15 protein-coding genes are annotated in these 21,522 nt (G+C 69.4%); 1 reads left to right on the top strand and 14 read right to left on the bottom strand.

Annotated features, from left to right (window positions below; genetic code table 11):
* Window positions 1-120: 120 nt before the first annotated feature.
* Both TsocGM_RS25695 and TsocGM_RS00085 read right to left on the bottom strand, forming a co-directional pair.
* Entirely contained in the window at window positions 121-1,749 is a 1,629-nt protein-coding gene (locus TsocGM_RS25695; RefSeq protein WP_158633309.1) for a hypothetical protein, read from the bottom strand.
* Between the two features lie 68 nt (window positions 1,750-1,817).
* On the bottom strand, window positions 1,818-3,359 hold the full coding sequence (locus tag TsocGM_RS00085) for a hypothetical protein (RefSeq protein WP_126723273.1): 1,542 nt from the start codon (window positions 3,357-3,359) through the stop codon (window positions 1,818-1,820).
* A gap of 658 nt (window positions 3,360-4,017) precedes the next feature.
* Between TsocGM_RS00085 and egtB the strand changes: the two genes are divergently transcribed.
* Window positions 4,018-5,331 (top strand): ergothioneine biosynthesis protein EgtB, encoded by a 1,314-nt coding sequence (egtB, locus tag TsocGM_RS00090; RefSeq protein ID WP_126723275.1) that lies wholly within the window; start codon window positions 4,018-4,020, stop codon window positions 5,329-5,331.
* Window positions 5,332-5,505: 174 nt separating this feature from the next.
* Here the strand turns inward: egtB and egtD are convergent, their stop codons facing one another.
* The 12 genes from egtD to TsocGM_RS00150 form a co-directional block, all read right to left on the bottom strand.
* Entirely contained in the window at window positions 5,506-6,519 is a 1,014-nt protein-coding gene (gene egtD, locus TsocGM_RS00095) for an L-histidine N(alpha)-methyltransferase (RefSeq protein WP_233578102.1), read from the bottom strand.
* Window positions 6,520-6,670: 151 nt separating this feature from the next.
* Window positions 6,671-8,056: a 6-phosphofructokinase gene (locus tag TsocGM_RS00100; RefSeq protein ID WP_126723278.1), complete on the bottom strand. Its 1,386-nt coding sequence runs from the start codon at window positions 8,054-8,056 to the stop codon at window positions 6,671-6,673.
* A 179-nt stretch (window positions 8,057-8,235) separates the two neighbouring features.
* Window positions 8,236-8,454 carry an RNA-binding S4 domain-containing protein gene (locus TsocGM_RS00105; RefSeq protein WP_126723280.1) on the bottom strand — a complete coding sequence of 73 codons (219 nt, stop codon included), beginning with the start codon at window positions 8,452-8,454 and terminating at the stop codon, window positions 8,236-8,238.
* Window positions 8,432-9,145, bottom strand: coding sequence for a CvpA family protein (locus tag TsocGM_RS00110; protein ID WP_158633310.1), 714 nt, complete (start codon window positions 9,143-9,145; stop codon window positions 8,432-8,434). Before TsocGM_RS00110 ends, TsocGM_RS00105 begins: the two co-directional genes overlap by 23 nt.
* A 168-nt stretch (window positions 9,146-9,313) precedes the next feature.
* The gene (locus TsocGM_RS00115) at window positions 9,314-10,240 is read right to left on the bottom strand and encodes an SDR family oxidoreductase (protein WP_233578107.1); all 927 of its coding nucleotides are present in this window, start codon (window positions 10,238-10,240) and stop codon (window positions 9,314-9,316) included.
* Window positions 10,237-10,782 carry an inorganic diphosphatase gene (locus TsocGM_RS00120; protein WP_126723285.1) on the bottom strand — a complete coding sequence of 182 codons (546 nt, stop codon included), beginning with the start codon at window positions 10,780-10,782 and terminating at the stop codon, window positions 10,237-10,239. Before TsocGM_RS00120 ends, TsocGM_RS00115 begins: the two co-directional genes overlap by 4 nt.
* A gap of 170 nt (window positions 10,783-10,952) precedes the next feature.
* A complete protein-coding gene (locus TsocGM_RS00125; RefSeq protein ID WP_126723287.1) occupies window positions 10,953-11,438 on the bottom strand; it encodes a hypothetical protein in 486 nt (161 codons plus the stop codon).
* Window positions 11,404-12,954 carry a SpoVR family protein gene (locus TsocGM_RS00130; RefSeq protein ID WP_126723289.1) on the bottom strand — a complete coding sequence of 517 codons (1,551 nt, stop codon included), beginning with the start codon at window positions 12,952-12,954 and terminating at the stop codon, window positions 11,404-11,406. The genes TsocGM_RS00125 and TsocGM_RS00130 overlap by 35 nt, the downstream gene beginning before the upstream one ends.
* Window positions 12,955-13,387: 433 nt before the next feature.
* On the bottom strand, window positions 13,388-14,494 hold the full coding sequence (locus tag TsocGM_RS00135; protein ID WP_126723291.1) for a DUF444 family protein: 1,107 nt from the start codon (window positions 14,492-14,494) through the stop codon (window positions 13,388-13,390).
* A 187-nt stretch (window positions 14,495-14,681) separates the two neighbouring features.
* Complete coding sequence (locus TsocGM_RS00140) at window positions 14,682-16,742, bottom strand: PrkA family serine protein kinase (RefSeq protein WP_126723293.1); 2,061 nt, start codon at window positions 16,740-16,742, stop codon at window positions 14,682-14,684.
* Window positions 16,743-17,146: 404 nt separating this feature from the next.
* On the bottom strand, window positions 17,147-18,472 hold the full coding sequence (locus TsocGM_RS00145) for a hypothetical protein (RefSeq protein ID WP_126723294.1): 1,326 nt from the start codon (window positions 18,470-18,472) through the stop codon (window positions 17,147-17,149).
* 582 nt (window positions 18,473-19,054) lie between these two features.
* Entirely contained in the window at window positions 19,055-21,439 is a 2,385-nt protein-coding gene (locus tag TsocGM_RS00150) for a prenyltransferase/squalene oxidase repeat-containing protein (protein WP_126723295.1), read from the bottom strand.
* Window positions 21,440-21,522 lie beyond the last annotated feature (83 nt).

Raw genomic sequence — 21,522 nt, forward strand, 5'->3', positions numbered from 1 at the left:
CCCTGATGCGCGCCGGCCGCCCGGGGGGCGACACCGGCGCTGTTTCGAATGGATGGGGGAACACGATCTGGTCGATTCGTTCGAAGGGGGGAGCCGAGGGGCCTTCCCCGGCTAATCACGTCAGATCACGTTGATGTCCTGGAAGACATCACGTCGGGCGACTTCGTCGTAGGGGGCCGTTCCGTCCCTCTTCCGGGCCCGCGACCTTTCCTCCACATACGAGGCGATCTCGCGCTCGCACTCCGAGTACTGGGGGTCGGCCAGCCCGGGTAGGCAGAGACGGAGCAGCCGGGAGAGCATCAGGGCCTCGCAGGTTGGCAGGGCTCCGGCCCGGCCGGCGATGGCCTGGAAGTCGGCCGCGGCGCGGGCGACCGCGTCGGCCGTGTACAGGTCGAACTCGGCCGGGTAGAGGATCTCGATCCCGGCGAGCAGTTCGGCGGCGGGAGGGCCGTCGCCAAGGACCATCAGGGCGAACTCGGCCGCCACGCGCTCCGCCTGGGCCAGCACCCGGGCGATCTTCGCCAGGCGGTTGTTCCCGTCGGCCTGGTCGATCAGCTTCGCCAGGCCCGACTGCGCGACCGCCTCCCGCACCGGGGTGCGGACGAGCGAGGCGTCGCGGTCCACGTCGTCCCGGATGTCGGCCTTGTTCCGGCGGATGGACTCGGCGCTTTCCTTCGGGAACTCGACGACGTCGAACCCCTCGTAGGTTGCCTGCCCGCCCTGGACGTTCTTCTTCTTCGGCAGGAGCCATCCCGGACCGATCGGCACCGTGCCGTCGGGCTGGATGTAATCCTCCGGCCCCTGAAGCAGCGGGTGGGCCTGGGTCGTGTCGGAGAGGATCAGCTCCGAGTCGCGGTTATAGTACTCGCGCTGACGTTCGGCGATCCCCTCATATCGTGACTGGCCGATGTTCCGGCATCGCGGCTTCTTCCGGTCGAAGACCCGGACGATCGGCACACGGCCGAACGGGTGCGGTGTTTCGGCGAGCACCGTGCCGGACTCGTCGTAGAGCGTGGAGCCTTCGGCCGTCCATTGGCGGTAGCGCGTCTCGGGGCCGTCGGCCGTCTCGTGCCGTTCCAGCACGAGGCATTCCTCGTAGCGCTGGCCGGTGGGATCGAGCCGCCACCAGAGCATGTTCTCCGGCAGGATGACCGAGGCGACGCAGGCATCGAGCCCCAGCCGGACGAGGTCCGCCCTGGTCTCGATCTCCTCGCCGGCGGGGGCGGGCGGGTGGTCGAAGCAGAGGTCAAGCTGGCCGAGGGTCAGCAGGAGCGGGGCGACCGTCTCGGCCATCCACTGGTCGATCGTGGTCCCGCAGCCGTCGATGTTCTGCCACCAGGCCTCCAGCGCCTTGGGGCCGGAGCGCTTGATCTCCCGGGCGTAGATCCGCGCCAGGTGCGTCTCGATCGCCTCGGCCAGGAAGGTCGGCACGGGAGTCCGGGCGCGGCGGAGCTCGTAGTCGTCGTCGGTGGCGAAGGTCGCCGGGTCGGGGGAGATCACCGACGGGGAGAACGGGTCGGCCCCGGGGATCGGCGAGGAGGAGCCGGCCTCTCTCGGGTCGGGGTACTCCCGCTTGTGGCGGATCAGGTTGCGGACGGGGAGGCCGCGACGGTCGAAGCCGTAGACGGCCTGGCGGTAGCGCTCGCCGCCCTCGAGTGAGTCGAGCAGCCACCGCCACCGCTGGGCGTGCTCTTGCCATTCCGGATGCCGGCGGCCGAGCAGTTCGAGGGTGTCGCGATTGGTCGGCATGGTCGTTCCTGGGAGTCGTCAAGGGGGAAGCATCGGCGCCGGCTCCACGCCGGCCAGCGGGGCTCGCCTTAGAAGACGCTGCGGGCGGGCACCCGGCCGAGGGCCGGGGCCGGGGCGCGGCCGTCAGGGAACCGGGTCCGGAGCCCCCCGCGGAGGGCGTCCATCAGGTCCTCATGCGGGTGCTGCGGGTCCTCGGGGTGGTCGGCCCACTGGCCGGCTCTTCTGGCCCTTCGGTAGTGCTGGAAGGCTCGGATCGTGTGTTCACAGCGCGGGTGGATGAGCAGTCGGGTGCCGCCGTCGGCCGGGCGGAGGAACGACTCGACCAGCGCCAGGCCGTCGGTGACCGACGCCCCCCCCGGCCAGAACTTCAGGTTCCTCAGCCCAGCCCGCTCGTACTCGCCGAGCACCGTCGGCCCGACCGCCGTACGGGCGTTGCCGGCCGGGTCGGTCGAGGCGACGTCGATCCGCCCCAGGCAACGCTCCCGAGCCACCTCCAGGATCGCCCGGGCGTTGTGCTCGGCCGAACGGCCTTCCTCCAGGTACTCGGCGAAGACGTGCACCTGATCGACCGTGCCCATCGGGGTCGATACGCCGACGACCTGGAAGAAGACCGCCCCGGTGAAGACCCCCGAGTCCACCGCCAGCAGCACCGGCCGGCTCGGGTCGAACTCGGCCGCTTCGCTGACGTTGGCGACGGGGTCGAACCCCGAGAACCAGAGCCCGTCGGCCTTCGGCCCCCGGCAGAGGTAGTCCGCCTCGAAGGCCCGACGGCTGACGACCCGGGCCTTCTGAATCAGGGCGTCGATCCCGTAGTGCCCCGACGCCCGCTTGGCCTTCGGCCGGCCGAGCGGATCGGAGTCGCGATCCTCGTGGCACCAGGAAACGATCGGGCACTCCGGGCACTTCTCCAGGTTCGGCCCGCTTCTCTCCTCAGGACAGCGCTGAAGCACCTCGAAGATGCAGAAGGAGTAAAGCGGAAACTCGTTCCCCCGGGCCCGCTCGATCAGGTTCGACATCGGGCCGTCGACCCGATGCCAGGTCGAGGTCATCAGGACCGAGGCCGGGGTGTCCCCCCGGTTCATGCACATGCCCAGCGCCGCGTCCCGGCAATCGGGGTCGATCTCGTCGACCTCGTCCAGCTTCAGGCTTGGGACGTGCGGCCCCCTCACGCTCGTGGGAGAGGCGGCGAGCACGCGCACCTCGGACCCGTTGGTGTACACCGCCCTCGACTCGGTGAGCTTCTCCAGGGCCGGGTCGTCCCGGGCGAGCTCCGCCAACGCCTGGTGTGCCTGCTGCGACTGCGCCAGGCTCCCTCCGAGCAGCCGGGTGCCGTGTCCCGGGTCGAACCGGCTGACGAGGTGGGTCTCCAGGGCCGAAAGGTACGATTTCCCCCCTCCCCGGGGGCCGAGGACCAATATGACGGGGGGCCGCTCCAGGAAGGCGTCGGCGAAAAACCGCCAGGGGGCCTGGTGCCCCCGGCAAACGGCCTTGTGCGGGATGTGAAGGCCGGCATGGGCCCGAACCCAACGCCGGAGGCTTCGCTCCGAGTCGGGGCGAGCCTCCAGGGCCGGGGCGATCGGGATGGTCGTTGCTCGTGGTCGCTTCGGCATGATCGGGCCTCGGGCCGGTCGGCGATACCCCTCGGGTGGCCAGCCGGGCCGTCGTGGGATCGTCGTGCCCCGAGAGCCGTCGGCTCGGGGGCGGGTCGGTCGCTCTCGGTGTCGTACGAGACGATTTCCTTAGACCTTCTCCGCGATTCGGGATCGCGGCTGGTCGGACTCGACGGCCCGGACCGCGGCGACGGGCCGTCGCGGCGGTCGGCCGGGAAGATCACCGGGGCGCGGCGAGGCTTCCGTCGCCTCGAAGTGCGGGCATCGGGCGGGCGGAAGGACGCCGGCGTGAACCGGCTCCCTCGGGCGATCGGTTCGGGATGGTCCTCAGCTCGGGCCCTTCGGGACAATCGTCCCGGCGGCCGGGCCCGCGGCGGTCGTCGTCGCGGGGAGCCCCGGGGCGTCAGGCTCGATGCCTCGTGTCCCGGGAGCGGCTCGGCCTCCCCAGTCGGAGGGGGACGTCGCTCTCGTCTCCTTGATCATCGCGACTTTGCCGGGGTGGAATCGCGCATTTCCCCAAGTTTTTTTCCCGAGTGTTCCCCGTCATCGGGTGAAGACGCCGTGATCGCTTGACGGCCCCCCCGGGCGCTCCTAGAACAGGGCCATCCCCTCGCCTCTCGAGGTCCCCCGAACCGCTTTCCCGCATCGGAGCCGCTCGATGTCGCGATCGACCCCTCCCCCGGCCGCCGTCGACGACCCGCCGTGCCCTCAGTCGAGCTCCCCGGCCGAGGCGCTGGCGATCGCCTACCGGGGGGTGCGACAGGCCTCCGCCGCCCTCTGCGATCGGCTCGAACCCGAGGACTTCGTCGTCCAGTCGATGCCCGAAGCCAGCCCCGTCAAGTGGCACCTGGCGCACACGACCTGGTTCTTCGAGGAGTTCGTCCTCGCTCCCCACGAGCCGGTCTTCCGGCCATTCCACCCCCAATTCGCTTTCCTGTTCAATTCCTACTACAACGCCGTCGGCGCCCGCATCTCCCGAGACCGCCGGGGGATGCTCACCCGGCCGACCGCCCGGCAGGTCCTCTCCTACCGGGAACAAGTCGATTCCCGCGTCGAGGAACTGCTCAGAGCCGCCGACCCCGAGGCAATCCGCCGCATCGCGCCGATCTTGACCCTCGGGCTGAATCACGAGCAACAGCACCAGGAACTCCTGCTGACCGACCTGAAGCACGCCTTCTGGCACAACCCGCTGCGCCCGGCGTTCGCCGATCGGCTTTCCGATCCCCCCTCCGAGGCCCCTCCGCTGCGCTGGATCTCCTACCCGGAGGGGATCCGGTGGATCGGCCACGCCGAAGGGGGCTTCTCCTACGACAACGAAGGGCCTCGTCATCGCCAGTTCGTCCCGGCCTTCCGGATCGCCTCCCGTCCGGTGACCAACGGCGAGTTCCTCGAGTTCATCGCCGACGGCGGCTATTCCCGCCCGAACCACTGGCTCTCCGACGGCTGGGCGGCTGTCCAGCAACTCGGCTGGGAGGCTCCCCTGTACTGGGAACGAGTCGACGGGAGCTGGTGCACCTTCACCCTGGCCGGCATGCTCCCGGTCAACCCCGCCGAGCCGGTCTGCCACCTCAGCTACTACGAGGCCGACGCCTTCGCTCGATGGGCCGGCGCCCGACTGCCCACCGAGGCCGAGTGGGAGACTGCCGCCGACGTCGCCATCGCCGGCAATTTCGCCGACTCCGGGAGATTCCACCCCGCCCCCGCTCCCTCTCTCGCCCCCAACGACGAGCCGGCACAGCTCTTCGGCGACGTTTGGGAGTGGACCGCCAGCGCCTACCTCCCCTATCCCGGCTTCCGGCCCTCCGCCGGCGCCGTCGGGGAATACAACGGCAAATTCATGTGCAACCAGCACGTTCTCCGCGGAGGCTCCTGCGCCACCCCGGCCAGCCACATGCGGCCCACCTACCGCAATTTCTTCCACCCCGACGCCCGCTGGCAGTTCTCCGGGCTCCGCCTCTGCCGGGATGCCTGATCCCAGGGGCGTCGTGGCTCGATCCGGGAACTCGGGCGGTCGGCCGGTGCGAGGGCGGGCCGGGCTCCAGCGGGAAACCTATCAGAGCCCGCTCCGCCCTCGGACGCGATCCGACCGGGTTCGCGGTCGCCGGCCGATGCGCTTTGGCCGGCGGCACCGCGGAGCGGCCCCGGCTCAATCCCGGGGACGCCAACGCTGGACCCGGAAGAGGTTGCCCGGATCCGTCCAGGATTCCTCCTCAATGAACCCAGAACGACTCGCAAGCTCCCTGATCAATTCGGGAGTGTACTTGTGCGAATTTTCGATGTGGATCGTCTCCCCCTCCGCGAAGGAGGCGACCATCTCGGCGCCGGGGATCGTCACGACCTGGTCCCGAAGGCTGACCAGGTGAATCTCCACCCGGTGCCGAGCCGCCTCGAACCGGGCCCGATAGCCGAATCGGTCGAGGTCGAAGTCGGCTCCGAGCTCGCGGTTGATCCGACGGAGGAGATTCTTGCCGAACTGCGCGGTGATCCCCTCGGCGTCGTCGTAGGCGGCCTCCAGGACCGCGGCGTCCTTGATCAGATCGAGCCCGACGAGTAGGCGGTCCTCCGGACCGATCGTCTCGGAGAGGTTCCGGAGCAGGCCGACGGCATCCTCGTCGTCAAAGTTGCCCAGGCTCGATCCGAGGAAGACCACCAGCTTCGGGCCCGGGAACCGCCCGGCGATCGCCCGAAGCGCGGTGTCATAATCCGCCACGACCCCCGTGACCGACAGCCGGGGGTAGGCCTGGATCAGCGCCCGGGCCGACTGCTCGAGGATTATCTCCGAGACGTCGATCGGCACGTAGTGCAGCCGGCCGTACTCCTGGAGCGCCGCCTCGATCAGCCGTCGGGTCTTGGTCGAGCTGCCGCTGCCCAGCTCGATCATCGTCGTCGCTTCGGCCCACCCGACGACCATCTCCGCCGCCCAATCGCGGAGGATGGCGTCCTCGGTCCGGGTCGGGTAGTACTCCGGCAGCGAGCAGATCCGCTCGAACAATTCCGAGCCGATCGCGTCGTAGAGGAAGCGGCAGGGCATGAACTTCGGAGCGTGCATCAGCCCCCGGCGCACGACCGAGGCGAGCGAGTCGGTCCCGTCCTCCTCGCTGGCCTCCGGGCGGATGATCTCAAGGCGGTCACGTGCTCGGCCGGTGGTTCGAATCTGCAAGGTAGCCTCATTGTGGCCGTTCGAGGGGGCCTGTGGGCCCGATTCCGTCCGAGCCGACCCACCTCGGCGCAATCCGATCAGCCCCCGTTCCGTGGCGAGAAGGTGTCGGGGGACTGTAGGCGATCGAACCATGCTCGACAACCCCCCGGCCTCAGCCGGCGTCGGGGCAGAGGCGCCGGATCCGCTTGCTGATGTGGAAATTGACCGAATCGTAAGGGCGGATGAGGTTCCCCGAATCGAAGATCGGCCGCTGGGCTTCCAGGTCCTCCGACCCCAGCGCGTCGGAGAAGATCGCCTGCAGGTAGGCCACCCCCTTGGCCGAGGGGCGGAACCTCGCCTCGTCGTAGAAGCTGCGAGACAGGGGGCGGGCGTGGATCACTCCCCAGCGGTCGCGGAGCCGGCTCGCGTCGATCCCCTCGTGCACAAACCCGCCGTCGCGGTACTGAAGCGTGGCCACGTAGTTATGCCGACCCTCGACGAGCAGGTCGACCGCCTCGCCCCCCAGTTGCGAGGCCTGGAAGCGGTCGAACCGGATCGGTCGGCCGCCGCGCTGGGTGTGGCCGATCTTCCGGCAGAAGATCGCGGCGTCGGCGCTCTCGTTGCGCCGCTTTCGGGTGAAGAAGGCGTCGCCGATCTGCTCCACGAGGATCTGCTTCACCGCCTCCGCCGCCCCGGAGTACTGGATGTTGCCGGCCGGATCCTTCACCGTTCTCACGGCGCCGAAATTGTGCCCCTGGGCGTCCTTGATCCCCTCCGAGACGCAGATCACGGCGTGCTTCTGACAATCGAGGATCTCCAGGACCCGGGTCACGACGGCCTCCGGGTCGACCGGCACCTCGGGCACGAGGATCATGTCCGGCTGGCCGAAGGCCGTCCCCAGGGCGATCATGCCGCAATCCCGGCCCATCACCTCGATGACCGCGATCCGGCGGTGGCTCTCCGCCGTCGTCCGGATCCGCTGGACGTTCTGGGCGGCGACGAAGACCGAGGTCGCGTAGCCGGGGGTGGCGAAGTTGACCATCTCCTCCAGCTCGAACCGCCGCTCCTCGGCCTTGGTGTAGCGGTACCCCTTGGGAGACTGCTCGTCCGGCACCCGGGAGAATTCGGAGGGCTCGTCGGCGTAGTTCAGGCCGAGGTCGTTGTCGATCGTCTTGGGGGCGAGCACCGTGGGCAGGGACTCGCAGATCGCCTGCATGCCGTTGAGCGTGCCGTCGCCGCCAATGCAGATCAGGCCCTCCACCCCCAGGCGGTTGAGCCGGGAGACGACCCGCTCGATCGTCTCCCGATCGTCGGCCGAGACGTAGTCTCGCGAGGCGCCCAGAATCGTCCCGCCCCGGGCCGCGTCCAGCTCGGGGATGCTCTGAAACAGAGGATTGAGATGCACATGAGGCACCTCGGGGTTGAGCAGGCCGCTGTAGCCCTTGATCAGGCCGATGACCTCGATCCGGAGCTGATTGGCCCGCTCGACGGCACCGGCGATGGTCGCGTTTAGCGCGGGGGTGTCTCCCCCCGCGGTCAGGATCCCGATCCGCTTCATGATTCCGTCCCGGGCGCGGCGAAGGAGTTCAGAACGCTCCGGCCAGACCAGCGTCGGGGAGGCGACCTTGGCCCTCTCACCGGCGATTGCCGGCCGGGCGATTGTATCAATTCGGACGGCTTCCGATCGATGCGACTCCCGAACCCGGCGCCCGGCCGGTTCGGGGAAGCCTCCCGGGATCAGACCAGCCGTAGCGCGGGGGGGCCATCCTCGATGTCGAGCTGGACCGTGTCGCCAGCGGCCATCTGCCGGCGCTTCCGAAGCTCGACCTCGCCGTTCACCCGCACCAGACCGTCGGCGATCATCGCCTTGGCCATGCCGCCGTTGTCGGCCCAGCCGGCGAGCTTGAGCACCTGCGTCAGGTTGATCGGCCGGTCACCGACGGGAAGTTCGATCATCGCGGACGCCCGATTGCCCGATCCAGCCGCCCTGCAACTGATCCGCGATGGCCCTCCCGGCCTCCGCCCCGCCGCGCTCGAAGGCGCTCCGGAACAGGTCCGGGTCGGCCTTCGGCTCGGTCCCCTCGGTCAGACCGCCGCCCGACTCCGCCGCGATCGGCCCAAGGTCCGCCTCGCCTTCGGGATCGGGGCCGGCTTCCAGGTCCTTCCAGAACGGCTCGAGCATCCGACGGATCTCCGCCGGCAGCGCCGGCTGCACCAGCTTCAAGGCGTGATCAACCGCCGTGCCGGCCTTGCTCGTCAGAATCGGCGTCCGGCTCTGCGGGGCGAGGCTGATGATGAACACCGTCGCGACGACGCCCAGCAGCGCCCCCTCCAGCCCGCCGAGAATCATCCCCAGGTGCCGGTCATACGCCTCGAACCTCATCTTGCGCAGCGTGGTCCGGATCGCCCAGGCGACCCCGAAGACGCTCGCCGACACGGCAACGTAGAGCGCCAGCATCGCCAGGCTCCGCGCCACGATCGGCTGCCCGGGGAAGTACGGCGCGACCTGGGCCGACATCGGCACGGCGACCGCATACCCCAGCACCAGCGAGAGGATGCTCGCCAGCTGCCAGGTGATCCCCCGCCACGCCCCCCAGATCATCCCGGCGATGATCACCGCCACCATCGACACGTCGTAGGGCGTCATCCGAGCCTCCCTGCCCCGGGCCTCCCAATGCAATCCTCTCCGACCGGTGTTCATCCTAGCCGGCCTCGCCCGGGGGCGATAGGCGAGCTTTGTCCCGACACGCTCCAGGAGTCGCGAACTCGCCCGCTCCCTCGATGAGCAGGAACGTCGCACCGTTCCCGACCCCGATCAGGGCCCCGACGGCCGGACCCGGGGGTCGCTCCAGCCCTCTCCGGCCTCCAGCCGTTGGAGGAAGTCCTGGAGGCTCGAAGACAGCGGACGCATCAGGCCGGGCAGCGCCTGGGCGAGCTTCGAGGTCGCCAGGCCTCCCCGCAAGGGGCGGGGGGCCCCCTGACTCAGTTCGGCCGTCGGCTTCGATCCGATCGGGGACGGGTCGAGCCCGAAGCCGACGGCGATCCCCCTGGCGAACTCAAGTCGGCTGATCACCTCCGGCCCGGCAACGTGGAACAGGCCGGAGTGCCCGTCCTCGACGAGCCGGACGGCGGCCAGCGCCACGTCGGGGCCGTAGCTAGGGCTGGACACCTGGTCGGAGGGGACCATCACCGGCTCTCCGCCGATGAGCCGGCGGACCACCTGGTAGGCGAAGTTCTTCCCCTGGCGTTCGGGACCGTAGACCCAGCTCGTCCGGGCGATCAGCGCTCGGTCGCCGAGCAGGTCGGCGATCGCCCGCTCGGCCTCGAGCTTCGCTCGGCCGTAGACGTTGGGAGGATCGGGGGGGGCGTTCTCGTCGTCCGGGCCGTCTCGGCCCGAAAAGACGTAATCGGTCGAGAAGTAGACGAACCGGGCACCGAGGTCGCCGGCGACCCGGGCCAGGTTCAGCGGCTCCTCGAGGTTGGAGGCCCTCGCCTTCTCCGGGTCGCGCTCGCAGCCGTCGACGAAGGTGAAGCCGGCCGGGTAGAAGACCACGTCGGGCCGCTGGTCCCGGAGCCATCGCGCGGCCGCCTCTCGGTCCGAGGCCTGGAGCGGATGCAGCCCGGGGTAGGGGACGGTGGCATACGTGCCGACCGCCTCATGCCCCCGATCCCACAGGTGCCGGAGCAGCCAGCCGCCGATCTGGCCGGAGCCGCCGATGACGATGGCCCGCGTCACGGTCACGATCGGAACCCCTTTCGCCGCAAGTGGCTATAACGTTGCAGCGCGTCTTCGATGATCGGAGACGTCGAGGACGACGGCTGGAACTCGTCGACCTCCACCGCCTTGCCCTCCAGGTATTTGTAGTCCTGGAAGAACCGCCGGAGCATCTGGAGCCGGTGCGGGGGCAATTCGTCGGCCTCCCGGAAGCTGTTGAACTCCGGGTCGCCGCAGGCGACGGCGAGGATCTTGTGGTCCTTCTTGCCCGAGTCGATCATCGTCATCAGGCCGATGGCCCGGGCGGTGACCAGCGTCATCGGCGCCAGGGGTTCCTGGCAGAGCACGAGCACGTCGAGCGGGTCGTCGTCCTCGGCGTAGGTCTGGGGGATGAAGCCGTAGTTGGCCGGGTAGTAGACGGCGGAGTAAAGCACCCGGTCCATGCGGAGCAGGCCGGTGCGCTTGTCGAGTTCGTACTTGATGTTCGCCCCCGTCGGGATCTCGACGATGGCGTTGAAGACCATGGGCAGGTCTTCGCCCGGGGTCACGTCGTGCCAGGGATGGAGCATCGGCGGGGGGGGCCTCCGGTGGTCGGGGCGTGCGATCGGGCTCCTCGGCCCGATCTGATCGGCCCACTATACCAGAAGCCGGGCCCGGTCGTCCCGGGCGATGGCGCGCCGCCTCGCCCGGATGGCGACCGGGAGCCTCTTCACCGTCGCCGATCCGGAGGATCCCCCCGTCATCGGCCGTGGGCGGTGTCGGCCAGGTCGTCGGCCAGACGCTCCAGGACCTCTCGGCTGAGCTGGAACGGCGTCGGCCGTCGCTTCCGGTCGGTCGCGTCGAAGGCGACCCGATGCAGCCGGAGCGTTCCGGCCACGTTCAGGCGGACTTCGTAGTACGACCGGAGTTGCCCCCTGGGTGTCGGGGACTGGCTCCGAAGCTCCACTTCCCCCCCCTGGGCGTCGACTTCGAGCACCACGAGGGGCTCCATCAGGTAGGTGACGTGTTTCGCCAGCCGATCCGCCCAGCCGCGCAGCTCGTCGATCGTCCAGGGAGATCGGGAGGGGTCGGAGACGGCGAAGTCGAGGTGTTCCAGCATCACCCCGACGGGGGCGTTGGAGGAGAGGGTCAGCTCGAGGCGGTCCGGCCCGTCCTGGGCCGAGACGATGCCGGGCTGGTCGGGCCACGCGTCAAGCGCGGCGGCGATCGCGGTGCTCAGGCTCATGGGACTGGCCTCCCAATGGTCGGATCGTGTGGTCGGACCCGTCGAACGACAGGAGCGTCGGCCTCCCCTCGACGCAGGTCTCCAGGTGGACCGGCCTCGTCCAGAGGCGATGCAGGTGCCGGAGCGTGTCTTGCGCGTAGTCCAGCTTCAGGTCAACGCCGAAGTATTCCTGCTCCAGGTACATCTCCCCTCGGTTCCGGTAGTTCCCGTCCCGGACCCGGATGATCGGCCGGCCGAAGTTGGTCAGGCCAAACAGCAGCCGTTCCTTGATCTTCTTGAATTCCCGGCTCTCGATCTCGTACAGCTCGGCCTGGTCGTTGTGCCGAAAGCTAAAGAGCTGATGTCGGCGGCAAAAGTCCGGGGTGAGGAAGGTGTCGATGAAGGTCACGTCGCTGTGGATCCGGCGGACCTCGAAGATTTTCTGGCGGCCCAGGCCGGCGCCGGTGTCCCACGTGCGCCGGGTCTCGTAGTCGTCGCAGGCCTCGTATTCGGGGCCGAACTGCCCCTTGTTCCAGCGCTCCTCGATGTCGCGGAACAGCTCGATCCCCAGCTTGTACGGGTTCAGCCGGCCGGGCTGGGTGGCCATCGTGCCGGAGTGGTGGTCGGCGTAGTCGACCAGCTCCGAGCCGTCGAGCAGCCGGGTGGTCATCATCGTCGAGTGCCAGTACGAGGCCCAGCCCTCGTTCATGATCTTCGTCTGGCCCTGGGGGGCGAAGTAGTACGCCTCCTCTCGGATGATCGCCAGCACGTCGAGCTGCCAGGAGTTGAGCGGGGCGTTCTCCAGCAAAAAGAGCAGCACGTCGCGCTCGGGGGACTCCGGGAACTTCCGGGCCTTGGCCTTCTCCTCCTCGCGCCGGCGGGCGGCCTCCTTGAGCGCCTCCGGCGGGTTGACGAAGCGGTCCATGTAGTCCTTGCTGCGGAACTTGTCCGACGGGGGGGCGTCGTCCCCCTCGGTCGAGAAGTCGTAGCGGTTGGGGGCGTCCCGGCGCTTGATGAACGGCGAGTGGATGTCGATCAGGTTGTCCAGGCAGAGGCAGCTGTCGATGAAGTCCTCCACGGTCTCCTCGCCGAACCGCTCCATGTAGGAGCGGATCCGGCTGCCGTGGTTGGCCATCTCATCCATCATCTTCCGATTCGTCGGCGCGAAGCAGATATTGTTCTTGAAGAAGTCGTTGTGGCCGTAAACGTGCGCCATCACCAGCTTCTGGTCGACCGGCATGTTGCAGCGCAGCAGGTAGGCGTAGCACGGGTCGGTGTTGATCACCATCTCGTAGATCTTCTGCAACCCGTAGCGGTACCCCTTGGAGAGCTGCTCGTACTCCATGCCGAACCGCCAGTGCGGATACCGGGTGGGAAACCCCCCCAGGGCGGCGATCTCGGAGAGCTCGTCGTAGTCGAGCACCTCGAAGATGGTGTCGAAGAAATCCAGGCCGAAGGAGCGCGCGTGCTCCTCGATCTCCGCCTGGAGGGCCCTCAGGTCGGCCGGCAGGTCGTGCTGGGTGCTGACGAAGCTCATCGGCTCTCCTCCGCTGGGGGCCCGTCCCTCCGGCCGACCGGCCGGCCGAGATCGCTTGGCCGCCCGTCGCCGCGAGGCATCTGATGACTGCGGGGAACCGGTCGGCCTCGGGACTCAGGCCGACTTCCTCGCCATCGAGCTTGGTTCGGACGTCCTGGCCCCCGAGATCCGCTCGGGCGCCGAGACTGCTCGCCCGCGTGGCCCTGGCCGGCAGGCTCGGAGCAGGCTTCGACGCCCCTAGCCGGGAGGCCGACGATCCAGGCGATCGGGCGGCTGGCGGCACCGCTTGTCCGCTCCGATCGGTCGCGACCCGGCTCGGGCTGGCGCACCGGGACCCGGTCGGGCGAGGGCCCCGGCGTCGTCGTCCGATCTCGGGTGGGTTCGGTCGGCATCGCGGCTGGCTCCGATTGCTCCAGGGCTCGCCGGTCCCGCCTCAGCGGCCTCGGCCGAGGAATTCCTTGATCGAGTCGTAGATTCCCTCTTTGTCTCGGATCTCCGACAGCGCCAGGTTCGGCTCATCCTCGAAGGCGTCCTCCAGCTCTCGGATGAACTCGCCGGAGCCGTAGGGACTCTCGACCTGGCCGTAGCCGAAGAGGTTGCACTTGGGCAGCAGGTCGTTGCGGAGCAGTTCGACGCAGTGGCGGTTGTCCTCTCCCCAGTTGTCGCCGTCGGAGAAGTGGAGGACGTAGATGTTCCAGTCGGCGGGCGGATGCTCGGCGTCGATGATCTTGTGCGCCAGGCGGTAGGCGGAGCTGATTCGGGTGCCGCCGCTTTCCCGGGTGTGGTAGAAGGTGTGCTCGTCGACCTCCTTGGCGGCGGCGTCGTGGATGATGTAGCGGGTGGTGACACCGTCGTACTGGCTGCGGAGCCATGTGTCGATCCAGAAGGCTTCGATCCGGACGATCTCCTTCTGGTCGTCGGTCATGCTGCCGGAGACGTCCATCAGGTAGAAGACGACGGCGTTGGTCTGCGGCAGGTAGATGGGGCTCCAGGAGCGGTAGAGCTTGTCCTCGCGGACCGGGATGACCACGGGGTCGTCCGGGTTGTAGGTGTTCGAAGCGATCTGACGCTTCAGGGCCTTCTTGTAAGTCCGCTTGAAGTGGCGGAGGCTTTCGGGGCCGGCCTGGCGGATGCCGGTATATTTGTCTTTCTCCTCGATGATGTTGGCTTGCCCCTTGGGCTGGATGCGGGGCAGCTCCAGTTCCTCGCCGAGGATCTGGGCGAGCTCGTCCATGGTGAGCTCGACCTCGAGGATGTGCTGCCCGGGACGGTCGCCGGCCTGGCCGGTCCCTTCCTCGCCGTCCCCGGAGCGGCCGATCGGCTGGCCGATGTCGCCGGGGCCCTGGCCGACGCCGCCGGAGCCCTTGGTTCCGTAGCGGAACTCGGGCAGGTCGATCGACGGCATCGGGATCGAGACCAGCTCCCCGCCGGTTTTGCCGATCATCTCGCCGTGGGTGATGTACTTCTTCAGGTCCGCCTTGATCTTGCCGCGGACGATTTGCCGGAAGCGGTTCTGGTCCCGCTCGATTTTTCGCACCAAGGCCCTCGCCCCTCCCCACGCTGGGAGATCGGGCGGGCCGGCCCGGGCGCGGCGACGCCCGTCGGCGCGGAGGGAGCCGCCCGCGTCGGGCCGGCCCGCCCTGCCTGCTCGATTCGAAAGAACGGGGGAACCGCGTCCGATCCCCGATGGGAGGGGCCGGGGGACCCTCCCCGACTCCCCGAGCGGGTTAGCCCCCCCCGCGCTTCACGTCGCCCCGGGCGAAGATGCTGGCGACGTAGTTCAGCACGTCGGTCGCCGAGTCCTCGTCGTAGCCGTAGTCGCGGATCAGCCGGCCCTTGACGATGTCGATCTTCTCCTGCGTGTCCTGGTCGACCACGCTGGAGACGAGGCTCGTCAGCTTGATCGTGTCCTTCTGGTCCTGGAAGAGCTTCAGCTCCAGGGCCTTTTGCAGCCGCTCGTTGGTGCGGTAGTCGAACTTCTTGCCGTCGATGGCCAGCGCGCCGATGTAGTTCATGATCTCCCGGCGGAAGTCGTCTTTGCGGCTCTCCGGGATGTCGATCTTCTCCTCGATCGACCGCATCAGCCGCTCGTCGGGTTCCTCGGGCTGGCCGGTGTACTTGTTCTTGACCTTCTCCCGCTGGGTGTAGGCCTTCACGTTGTCGATGTAGTTGCCGCAGAGCCGCGTCAGGGCCTCGTCGTCGGCGGCGATGGCGCGCTGGACCTCGTTCTTGACGATGTCCTCGTACTCTTCCTTCACCACCGCGAGCAGATGCTTGTAGTGTTTGCGCACCTCGTCGTTGTTGATCAGGGAGTGGTGCTTCAGCCCGGCTTCCAGCTCGTTGAGCACCATGAACGGATTGACGGAGCGTTCCTCGGCGTGCGCGACCAGGGCGTTGGAGATCTTGTCCTGCACGTAGCGCGGGCTGATGCCGTGCATTCCCTCGCGCTCGGCCTCCTCCTTCAGCTCCTTGATGTTGTCCTCGGTGAAGCCCGGCAGCGTCTTGCCGTTGTAGAGCTTCAGTTTTTGCATGAGCGTCAGGCCGGCGTTCTTGGGTTCCTCCAGCCGGGTGAGGACGGCCCACATCGCGGCCACTTCCAGCGTATGCGGTGCGATCCGCTTCCCCGTGACGCGCCGGCTGTTGTAATCCTTCTCGTAGATTTTGATCTCGTCCGACAGCTTGGTGACGTACGGCACGTCGATCTTCACCGTCCGGTCGCGCAGCGCCTCCATGAACTCGTTGGACTGGAGCTTGCGGTATTCCGGCTCGTTGGTGTGGCCGATGATCACCTCGTCGATGTCCGTCTGCGCGAACTTCTTCGGCTTGATCTTGTGCTCCTGGCTGGCCCCGAGCAGGTCGTACAGGAAGGCCACGTCCAGCTTGAGCACCTCGATGAACTCGATGATGCCGCGGTTGGCGATGTTGAACTCGCCGTCGAAGTTGAACGCGCGCGGATCCGAGTCCGAGCCGTACTCGGCGATCTTCCGGTAGTTGATATCCCCGGTCAGCTCGGTGGCGTCCTGGTTCTTCTCGTCCTTGGGCTGGAAGGTGCCGATGCCGATGCGGTCCTGCTCCGAGAGGATGACGCGACGGACGCGGACGTCCTCCAGCACCCGGGCCCAGTCGCCGCCATGCAGCTCCAGGCGCTCCTTGAACATCTGGCGGCAGTAAGGGTCGAGATCCCCGACGATCTTCACCTGGAAGTCGTCCGGCCCTCGCCCCTCGTTCAGCTCCGCCAGCAGATCGGCCCGGTGCTCCTGGGGCACCAGCCGGAGCGGCTCCTCGTGCATCGGGCAGGGGACCCAGTGCGTCTCGCCCTCCGGGCCCTCTTCCTTCCAGTCGAAGGTGTACAGCGCTCCCTCGTCCGTCTGGGAGTAGTACTCCAGCCCCTTCTTCAAGAGCCGGGCGATCGTGCTCTTGGAGCTGCCGACCGGCCCGTGCAGCAACAGCACGCGACGCTCGGTGCCGTAGCCCAACGCGGCGCTCTTGAGCACGTTGACCAGATTCATCAACGGCTTCTCCAGGCCGAAGATCGCGTCGTGCCCGTCGTCGATCGGGTCGTCGAAGAACTTGTAGCGGACGAGCTTCTCCTTGTGGACGACGATCTCTTCGGTGCCGAAGCTGAGAATCATGTCATAGACCCGCTGGTACGCGTTCCGCGTGACCTTGGGGTCTCGGGAGACGATGTCGAGATACTCGGTGAAGGTCCCGGTCCAGTGCTTCTTCTGGTAGTCCGCCAGGTTCTGGCGGCGGGCGAGCTTGGCGATCAAGTCCGATCCGGCCGACATGCGGTGTCCCTCCTGACTGCTCGGTGCCTCCGGACGCGACGGCGGGCGCGTGGGTCGGTCGCGACGGCGCGCGGACGCAACGGGAGGGGACGGCGCGGCGTGCCCGCTCCCTCGGCCGGCGGCCGTCGCCCGCGCAGGGGGCGATGAACCTCGGAATGAGGCGAGTGCCGAATTGTCAACGTGTCGTGGGGATGGGCCCGGCCCGGGACGCGGTCGACGAGCGAGGACGATGCAGTAGGCTGGCCACGGTGGCGGGCGCTTCCAGGCCGCGAGGGCGGTATCCTGATCCGCCGCTCGCATGCGTTCTCCGGGCCTGATCGACTATGACTATCCTCACACCGGGGCGGGTTCATGTCAAGCGGAACGGCGAGGTCGACCCGCCCCGGCGCGCCTCTCCGGGGACGTCAGCTTGCGGCCCCGGCCGCCTCCGCCACCGCTTCGCGCTCCCCCTGCCTGGCCGGGAGCACCGATCGGCCCCCCAGCTCCACCAGCGCCGCCAGCAGCCCGAGCCCCACCATGATCGTGGCGTAATGGGCATAGCTCTCGGCCGCCGGCAGCACCCAGGGCTGCGCCGGCAGCGACAGCATCACGAGGTAGGCCAGACCGGCCGGGAAGCCGGCCGCGATTCCCCCGACGGCCAACGCCGCCACCAGGTGCCCCCCCTCGGCCCGAAGCAGTCGACCGAAGCCCCGAAGCGCCGAGCCCGGTCCTCCCCTGCACCACGGGACCGCTCCCGCCAGGCCCGCCGTCACCACGGCCGCCCCCTGCAAGGACACCAGGCCCCAGCCCCCGAGCACCGGCCCGATCGCCGCCCGGGCGACTTCCACCGGCACGTAGGGCAGGCTGAGGTAGGCCGCGACCGCCGCGTAGCGAGCCGGCAACACCAGCAGGCACGCCAGCGCCGCCGCCGGCAGCACCGACAGCACGGCCGCCGTCCGGAACGGCTCAACATCGCTCGACCGCTCGGCCCGAGCCAGCTCGACCAGCACCCAGGACGCCAGCAGCCCGTCGGCCACCAGCATCAGGGCCGGCACCACCAGGGGCTCCACCAACAGGCCCCCCCCGATCGGCAGGTCTCCCCCGGTCGCCATCATCTGCGCCAGCCGGTAGAGCCCGTACAGGGCCGCACTCACCCAGGCGACGGTCCCCCAGAGCGGCAGCGGCTTGCCCATCGGCTCCGCCTCGGGATCTCCCCAGCGGTCGGCCGCGAACTTGAACGACACGAACGCCCCCACGCCCAGCAAGACGATCAGGTCGGCCAGGCTGAACAGGTCGCGCAGCGGGGTCAACGCGGCGAGGCCCGCCTGCTCGATCGCCAGTTCCACGGCCGACCGGCTTCCGGTCAGCAGCGCCAGATCGGCCAGGCCCTCCGGCCGGTTGTACCGCGCCACCAGGGCGCTGGTCCACGACAGCACCGCCACCCCCAGCAGGATCATCACCAGCCGGGCCGACGTCCGGAGCCGAGCCGTCGCCTCCCCGATCAGCCGCACGTGCCCCGGCAGGTCGAACAGTTGCCGGAGCGCCTTCCCCGGCCCCTGGGCCGCCATCGCGACGGCCAGCAGCACGAGCAGGCCGAGCACCCAGGCCACCAGCCCTTCGGAGCCCGGCTCGGCCCGGGGAGACGACAGGGTCTGCCCCCAGAACCAGCGCCGGAGGGCCAGCAGCGGAAACCGTGACTGGTCCGGAGCCGTCTGGGCCCAGCACATCGGCATCGAGAGCAGGCGGTCCAAGGCATCCTCCCCCCCGTCCGGCCCCGAGGCGCCCCCTCCCGGACCCTCCCGGATCTCGGCGGCTCGCCCAGGCGACGACAATTGTAACGGACCCGCGCCGAACCGACACCGGGGGAGCCCCCCGATCTTCGATCCGACCGCCCCCTTCCCTCTTCCGCTCTCCCCTCTTTTTGGTTTTGCTTTCTGCTCGCCTGTCTTCCCCTCTTCGCGTTCCGCTCTCCCCTCTTCCCCTCTTCGCGTTCCGCTCTCCCGGCTCCCCTCTTCGCGTTCTGCTCTCCCCTCTTCCCCTCTTCGCGTTCTGCGATCCCTCCTCCCCCTTCGCGTTCTGCTCTCCCCTCTTCCCCTCTTCGCGTTCTGCACTCCCCTCTTCCCCTCTTCGCGTTCTGCTCTCCCCTCTCTTTGGTTTTGCTTTCTGCTCGCCTGTCTCCCCCTCTTCGCGTTCCGCTCTCCCTTCTCCCCTCTTCGCGTTCTGCTCTCCCCTCTTCTCCTCTTCGCGTTCCGCTCTCCCCTCTTCCCCTCTTCGCGTTCTGCTCTCCCGGCTCCCCTCACCCTCCACCCTTCGCCCGATCCGATCCCTCCCTCTCAACGAACCGCGTCCGCCCCCGCCCGCTCCACGCCTCCCCCCGGCCGGAGCGGGTCCGCGATCCCGACCGCGCCCCCCTCGGGGGCGTAGAGGCGGAGGTAGCGGTAATACACTTCCAGGGTTAGCGTCGCCAGAGCGGTCGCATACACCCGGCCGCCGTGCGTGCCGTATCGGGTCGGGTCGGGGTCCCAGCTCCCGGAGCGGTGGCCATCCCGGCGCTGGAGGCCGACGAGGGTGTCTCGGATCGACGCATTCCAGCGCTCCCAGGACGGGCCGCCGTGCTGATACATCGCCAGCGTGGCATAATACCAGAAGTAACTATTATAGGATTTGGCCGTGGGCAAGTTGCCGAGCAGCTCGGCGGCCGCCTCCGAGCTGGCCGGGCCGGGACCTCCCAGGCCGAGGAACTGGCGGCAGGCCCAGGCCTCGGCGGTCATCACCGGGTCGGGGGGCCGGGTGGGTTGATAGCGGGCCAGGCCCCCGGAATGGCCGTCGGCGACTCGGGACAGCCAGTCCCGGGCCGATCGGAGGCTCGCCGGAGAGACCGGCACGCCCACCTCCGAGGCCGACTTGAGCACCATCACCACCCAGCCCAGGACGCTCGTATCTCCGACCGGAGGGTGCGGCGCGTACACCAGCCCCCGGCCGTCCTCGGCGGGCAATTGGGCGATCTCTCCTCCCGGGGCGTAGCGCCAGCCCATCCGGCCGGGGTACTGCGCTTCCTCGAGAAAGGCGACCGCCCGCTCAACCGGCCCCCGCAGCTCGGGGTCGCCGCTCATCGCGTACGCTTCCGACAGCGCCAGGGCCGCCATCGTGTGGCAGTACATCCCCACGGCCTTGCTCGTGCCCCTCAGGTCGCCGTCGGGCTTCTGGGACCGGACGAGGAAGTCGATCCCCCGGCCGACCACCGGGGCGTACTTCCCCTCGGTCTGCGTGTAGCCCGACCCGAGGAACGCCAGCAGCGCCAGGCCGGTCAGCGCCGTGTCGGCCTCCCAGTAGTAGCATTCCCCGGGGCAGATGTCCCCCGGGGGGCAGTGCGTGGTGAAGCTGTCCTCCCCTGGGGCGGCCGAGCCGTCCCGGTAGCGGGCCGTGCCGGCGTCCCATCGGCCGTCCTCGTCCTGATGGCGGGCGAGCCAGTCGAGGGCCCGCTCCACGGCCTCCTCGCTGGCCGAGCTGGCGCCGGCCCTCCGGGCCAGGTCCGATCGGTTCGGGTCGAGCCTCGATCGGTAGACCTCCGGCACCTCCAGCAGCGCGCGACCGCCGCCAGGCCCCTCGAGCCCCGGCCGGTCGGGCACCGCCCCCGGGACGACCCGATCGAGCTCCGGCACCAATCCCGGGGAGGCCCTCCCGGCTTCGGTTTCCGACGCCGGTCCCGGCTCCGGCCGCGCCCTCGGGCGGGCCATCGCGCGCAGGTCGGCCTCCGGCAGGCCGAGCGGAGGAGGCTCGTTCCTCTGCTCGAGCCCCCTCGGGGCGGGCACGGCGTCCGAGTCCGGGGCGATCGGTTCGGTCCTTGGCCTCCCGACCGTCGGCTCCGGGCCGCCGCTGGCGAAGCGGCGATCGGGCTCCGCCTCGGGCCGGAATCTCGGGGGATCGGGCACTGTCAGAGCAGGAGGCTCGGGCTCGTCCAGCCGGGGCAGGGGCTCGGCCGGACCGACCCGGGGGGATGTCTCGTCCTCTCTCCCCGATCGCTGGCCGGGGGGACGGGAGGCCAGGCGGTCGGGCTCAGGGAGCGGCGGAGGCGCAACCCCCTCCGGGGCGCGTTCGGCCGGGGCCGGCGCCGCAACCTCCGACAGATCGACCTCGGCGGGGACGACCTCCGAGACCGGGTCGGCCTCGGGCACGAGTTGCGGGGGACGCTCCTCGGCCAGGCCCGGCACCTCCGGCATCGGGCTCGGAGCCGCCTCGGCGAGTGCCGGGGAGTCGGGCCGGATCGGAACGGTCGGCCCGGCCTCCGGGCCCTCGACCGGCGCCGGGCGGCTGGCCCGCAGGATCGGGTCGGCCGGCGCCGGGAGGTCGAGCCCGGCCAGGTCGAGGTCGGCCGCCGCCCCCCTGCCGCTCCCAAGGCCCCCGAGGGGCTGTCCGGCCTCGACGCCGCCGAGGGACCCGACCGAGGAAAGCCGGATCGATCGAATCCCCTCGTCCGGGGCGGTCATCCCCCCCGGGAGCCCCGGCGACATCCATCGGGCCAGGTCCTCTCCCCCGAAGAGGACCAGACCGACGTGCGCCAGCACCGAGAGCACCAGGCCCTTGCGCAGGACGCGACGCGATCCCCACCCGGTCCAGACCGCCAGGGCCAGCAGGAAGGCGATCGCCCCGAGGGACGCCCAGGCCCCCACGTCGGCCCGGAGCAGCCGGAGGAACGGTTCCAGGTTCAGGCCGGTCATCGCGCCTCCGGGCCGTTCTCGCCGCTCCGCCCCCCCGGCTGGGGTCCCGATCCGGGGGGAGCCCGGGGCGACGCTCGGCCGAT

Source organism: Tautonia sociabilis, from assembly GCF_003977685.1.
In the GTDB taxonomy this organism is placed as follows: domain Bacteria; phylum Planctomycetota; class Planctomycetia; order Isosphaerales; family Isosphaeraceae; genus Tautonia; species Tautonia sociabilis.

Bases quoted from the DNA above. Each gene is read 5' to 3' on its own strand.
- TsocGM_RS00120 (WP_126723285.1), bottom strand. From the start codon at position 10,782: ATGCTCCATCCCTGGCACGACGTGACCCCGGGCGAAGACCTGCCCATG.
- TsocGM_RS00125 (WP_126723287.1), bottom strand. From the start codon at position 11,438: ATGAGCCTGAGCACCGCGATCGCCGCCGCGCTTGACGCGTGGCCCGAC.
- egtB (WP_126723275.1), top strand. From the start codon at position 4,018: ATGTCGCGATCGACCCCTCCCCCGGCCGCCGTCGACGACCCGCCGTGC.
- TsocGM_RS00105 (WP_126723280.1), bottom strand. From the start codon at position 8,454: ATGATCGAACTTCCCGTCGGTGACCGGCCGATCAACCTGACGCAGGTG.
- TsocGM_RS00110 (WP_158633310.1), bottom strand. From the start codon at position 9,145: ATGACGCCCTACGACGTGTCGATGGTGGCGGTGATCATCGCCGGGATG.
- TsocGM_RS00140 (WP_126723293.1), bottom strand. From the start codon at position 16,742: ATGTCGGCCGGATCGGACTTGATCGCCAAGCTCGCCCGCCGCCAGAAC.
- TsocGM_RS00150 (WP_126723295.1), bottom strand. From the start codon at position 21,439: ATGACCGGCCTGAACCTGGAACCGTTCCTCCGGCTGCTCCGGGCCGAC.
- TsocGM_RS00085 (WP_126723273.1), bottom strand. From the start codon at position 3,359: ATGCCGAAGCGACCACGAGCAACGACCATCCCGATCGCCCCGGCCCTG.
- TsocGM_RS00100 (WP_126723278.1), bottom strand. From the start codon at position 8,056: ATGAAGCGGATCGGGATCCTGACCGCGGGGGGAGACACCCCCGCGCTA.
- TsocGM_RS25695 (WP_158633309.1), bottom strand. From the start codon at position 1,749: ATGCCGACCAATCGCGACACCCTCGAACTGCTCGGCCGCCGGCATCCG.
- TsocGM_RS00130 (WP_126723289.1), bottom strand. From the start codon at position 12,954: ATGAGCTTCGTCAGCACCCAGCACGACCTGCCGGCCGACCTGAGGGCC.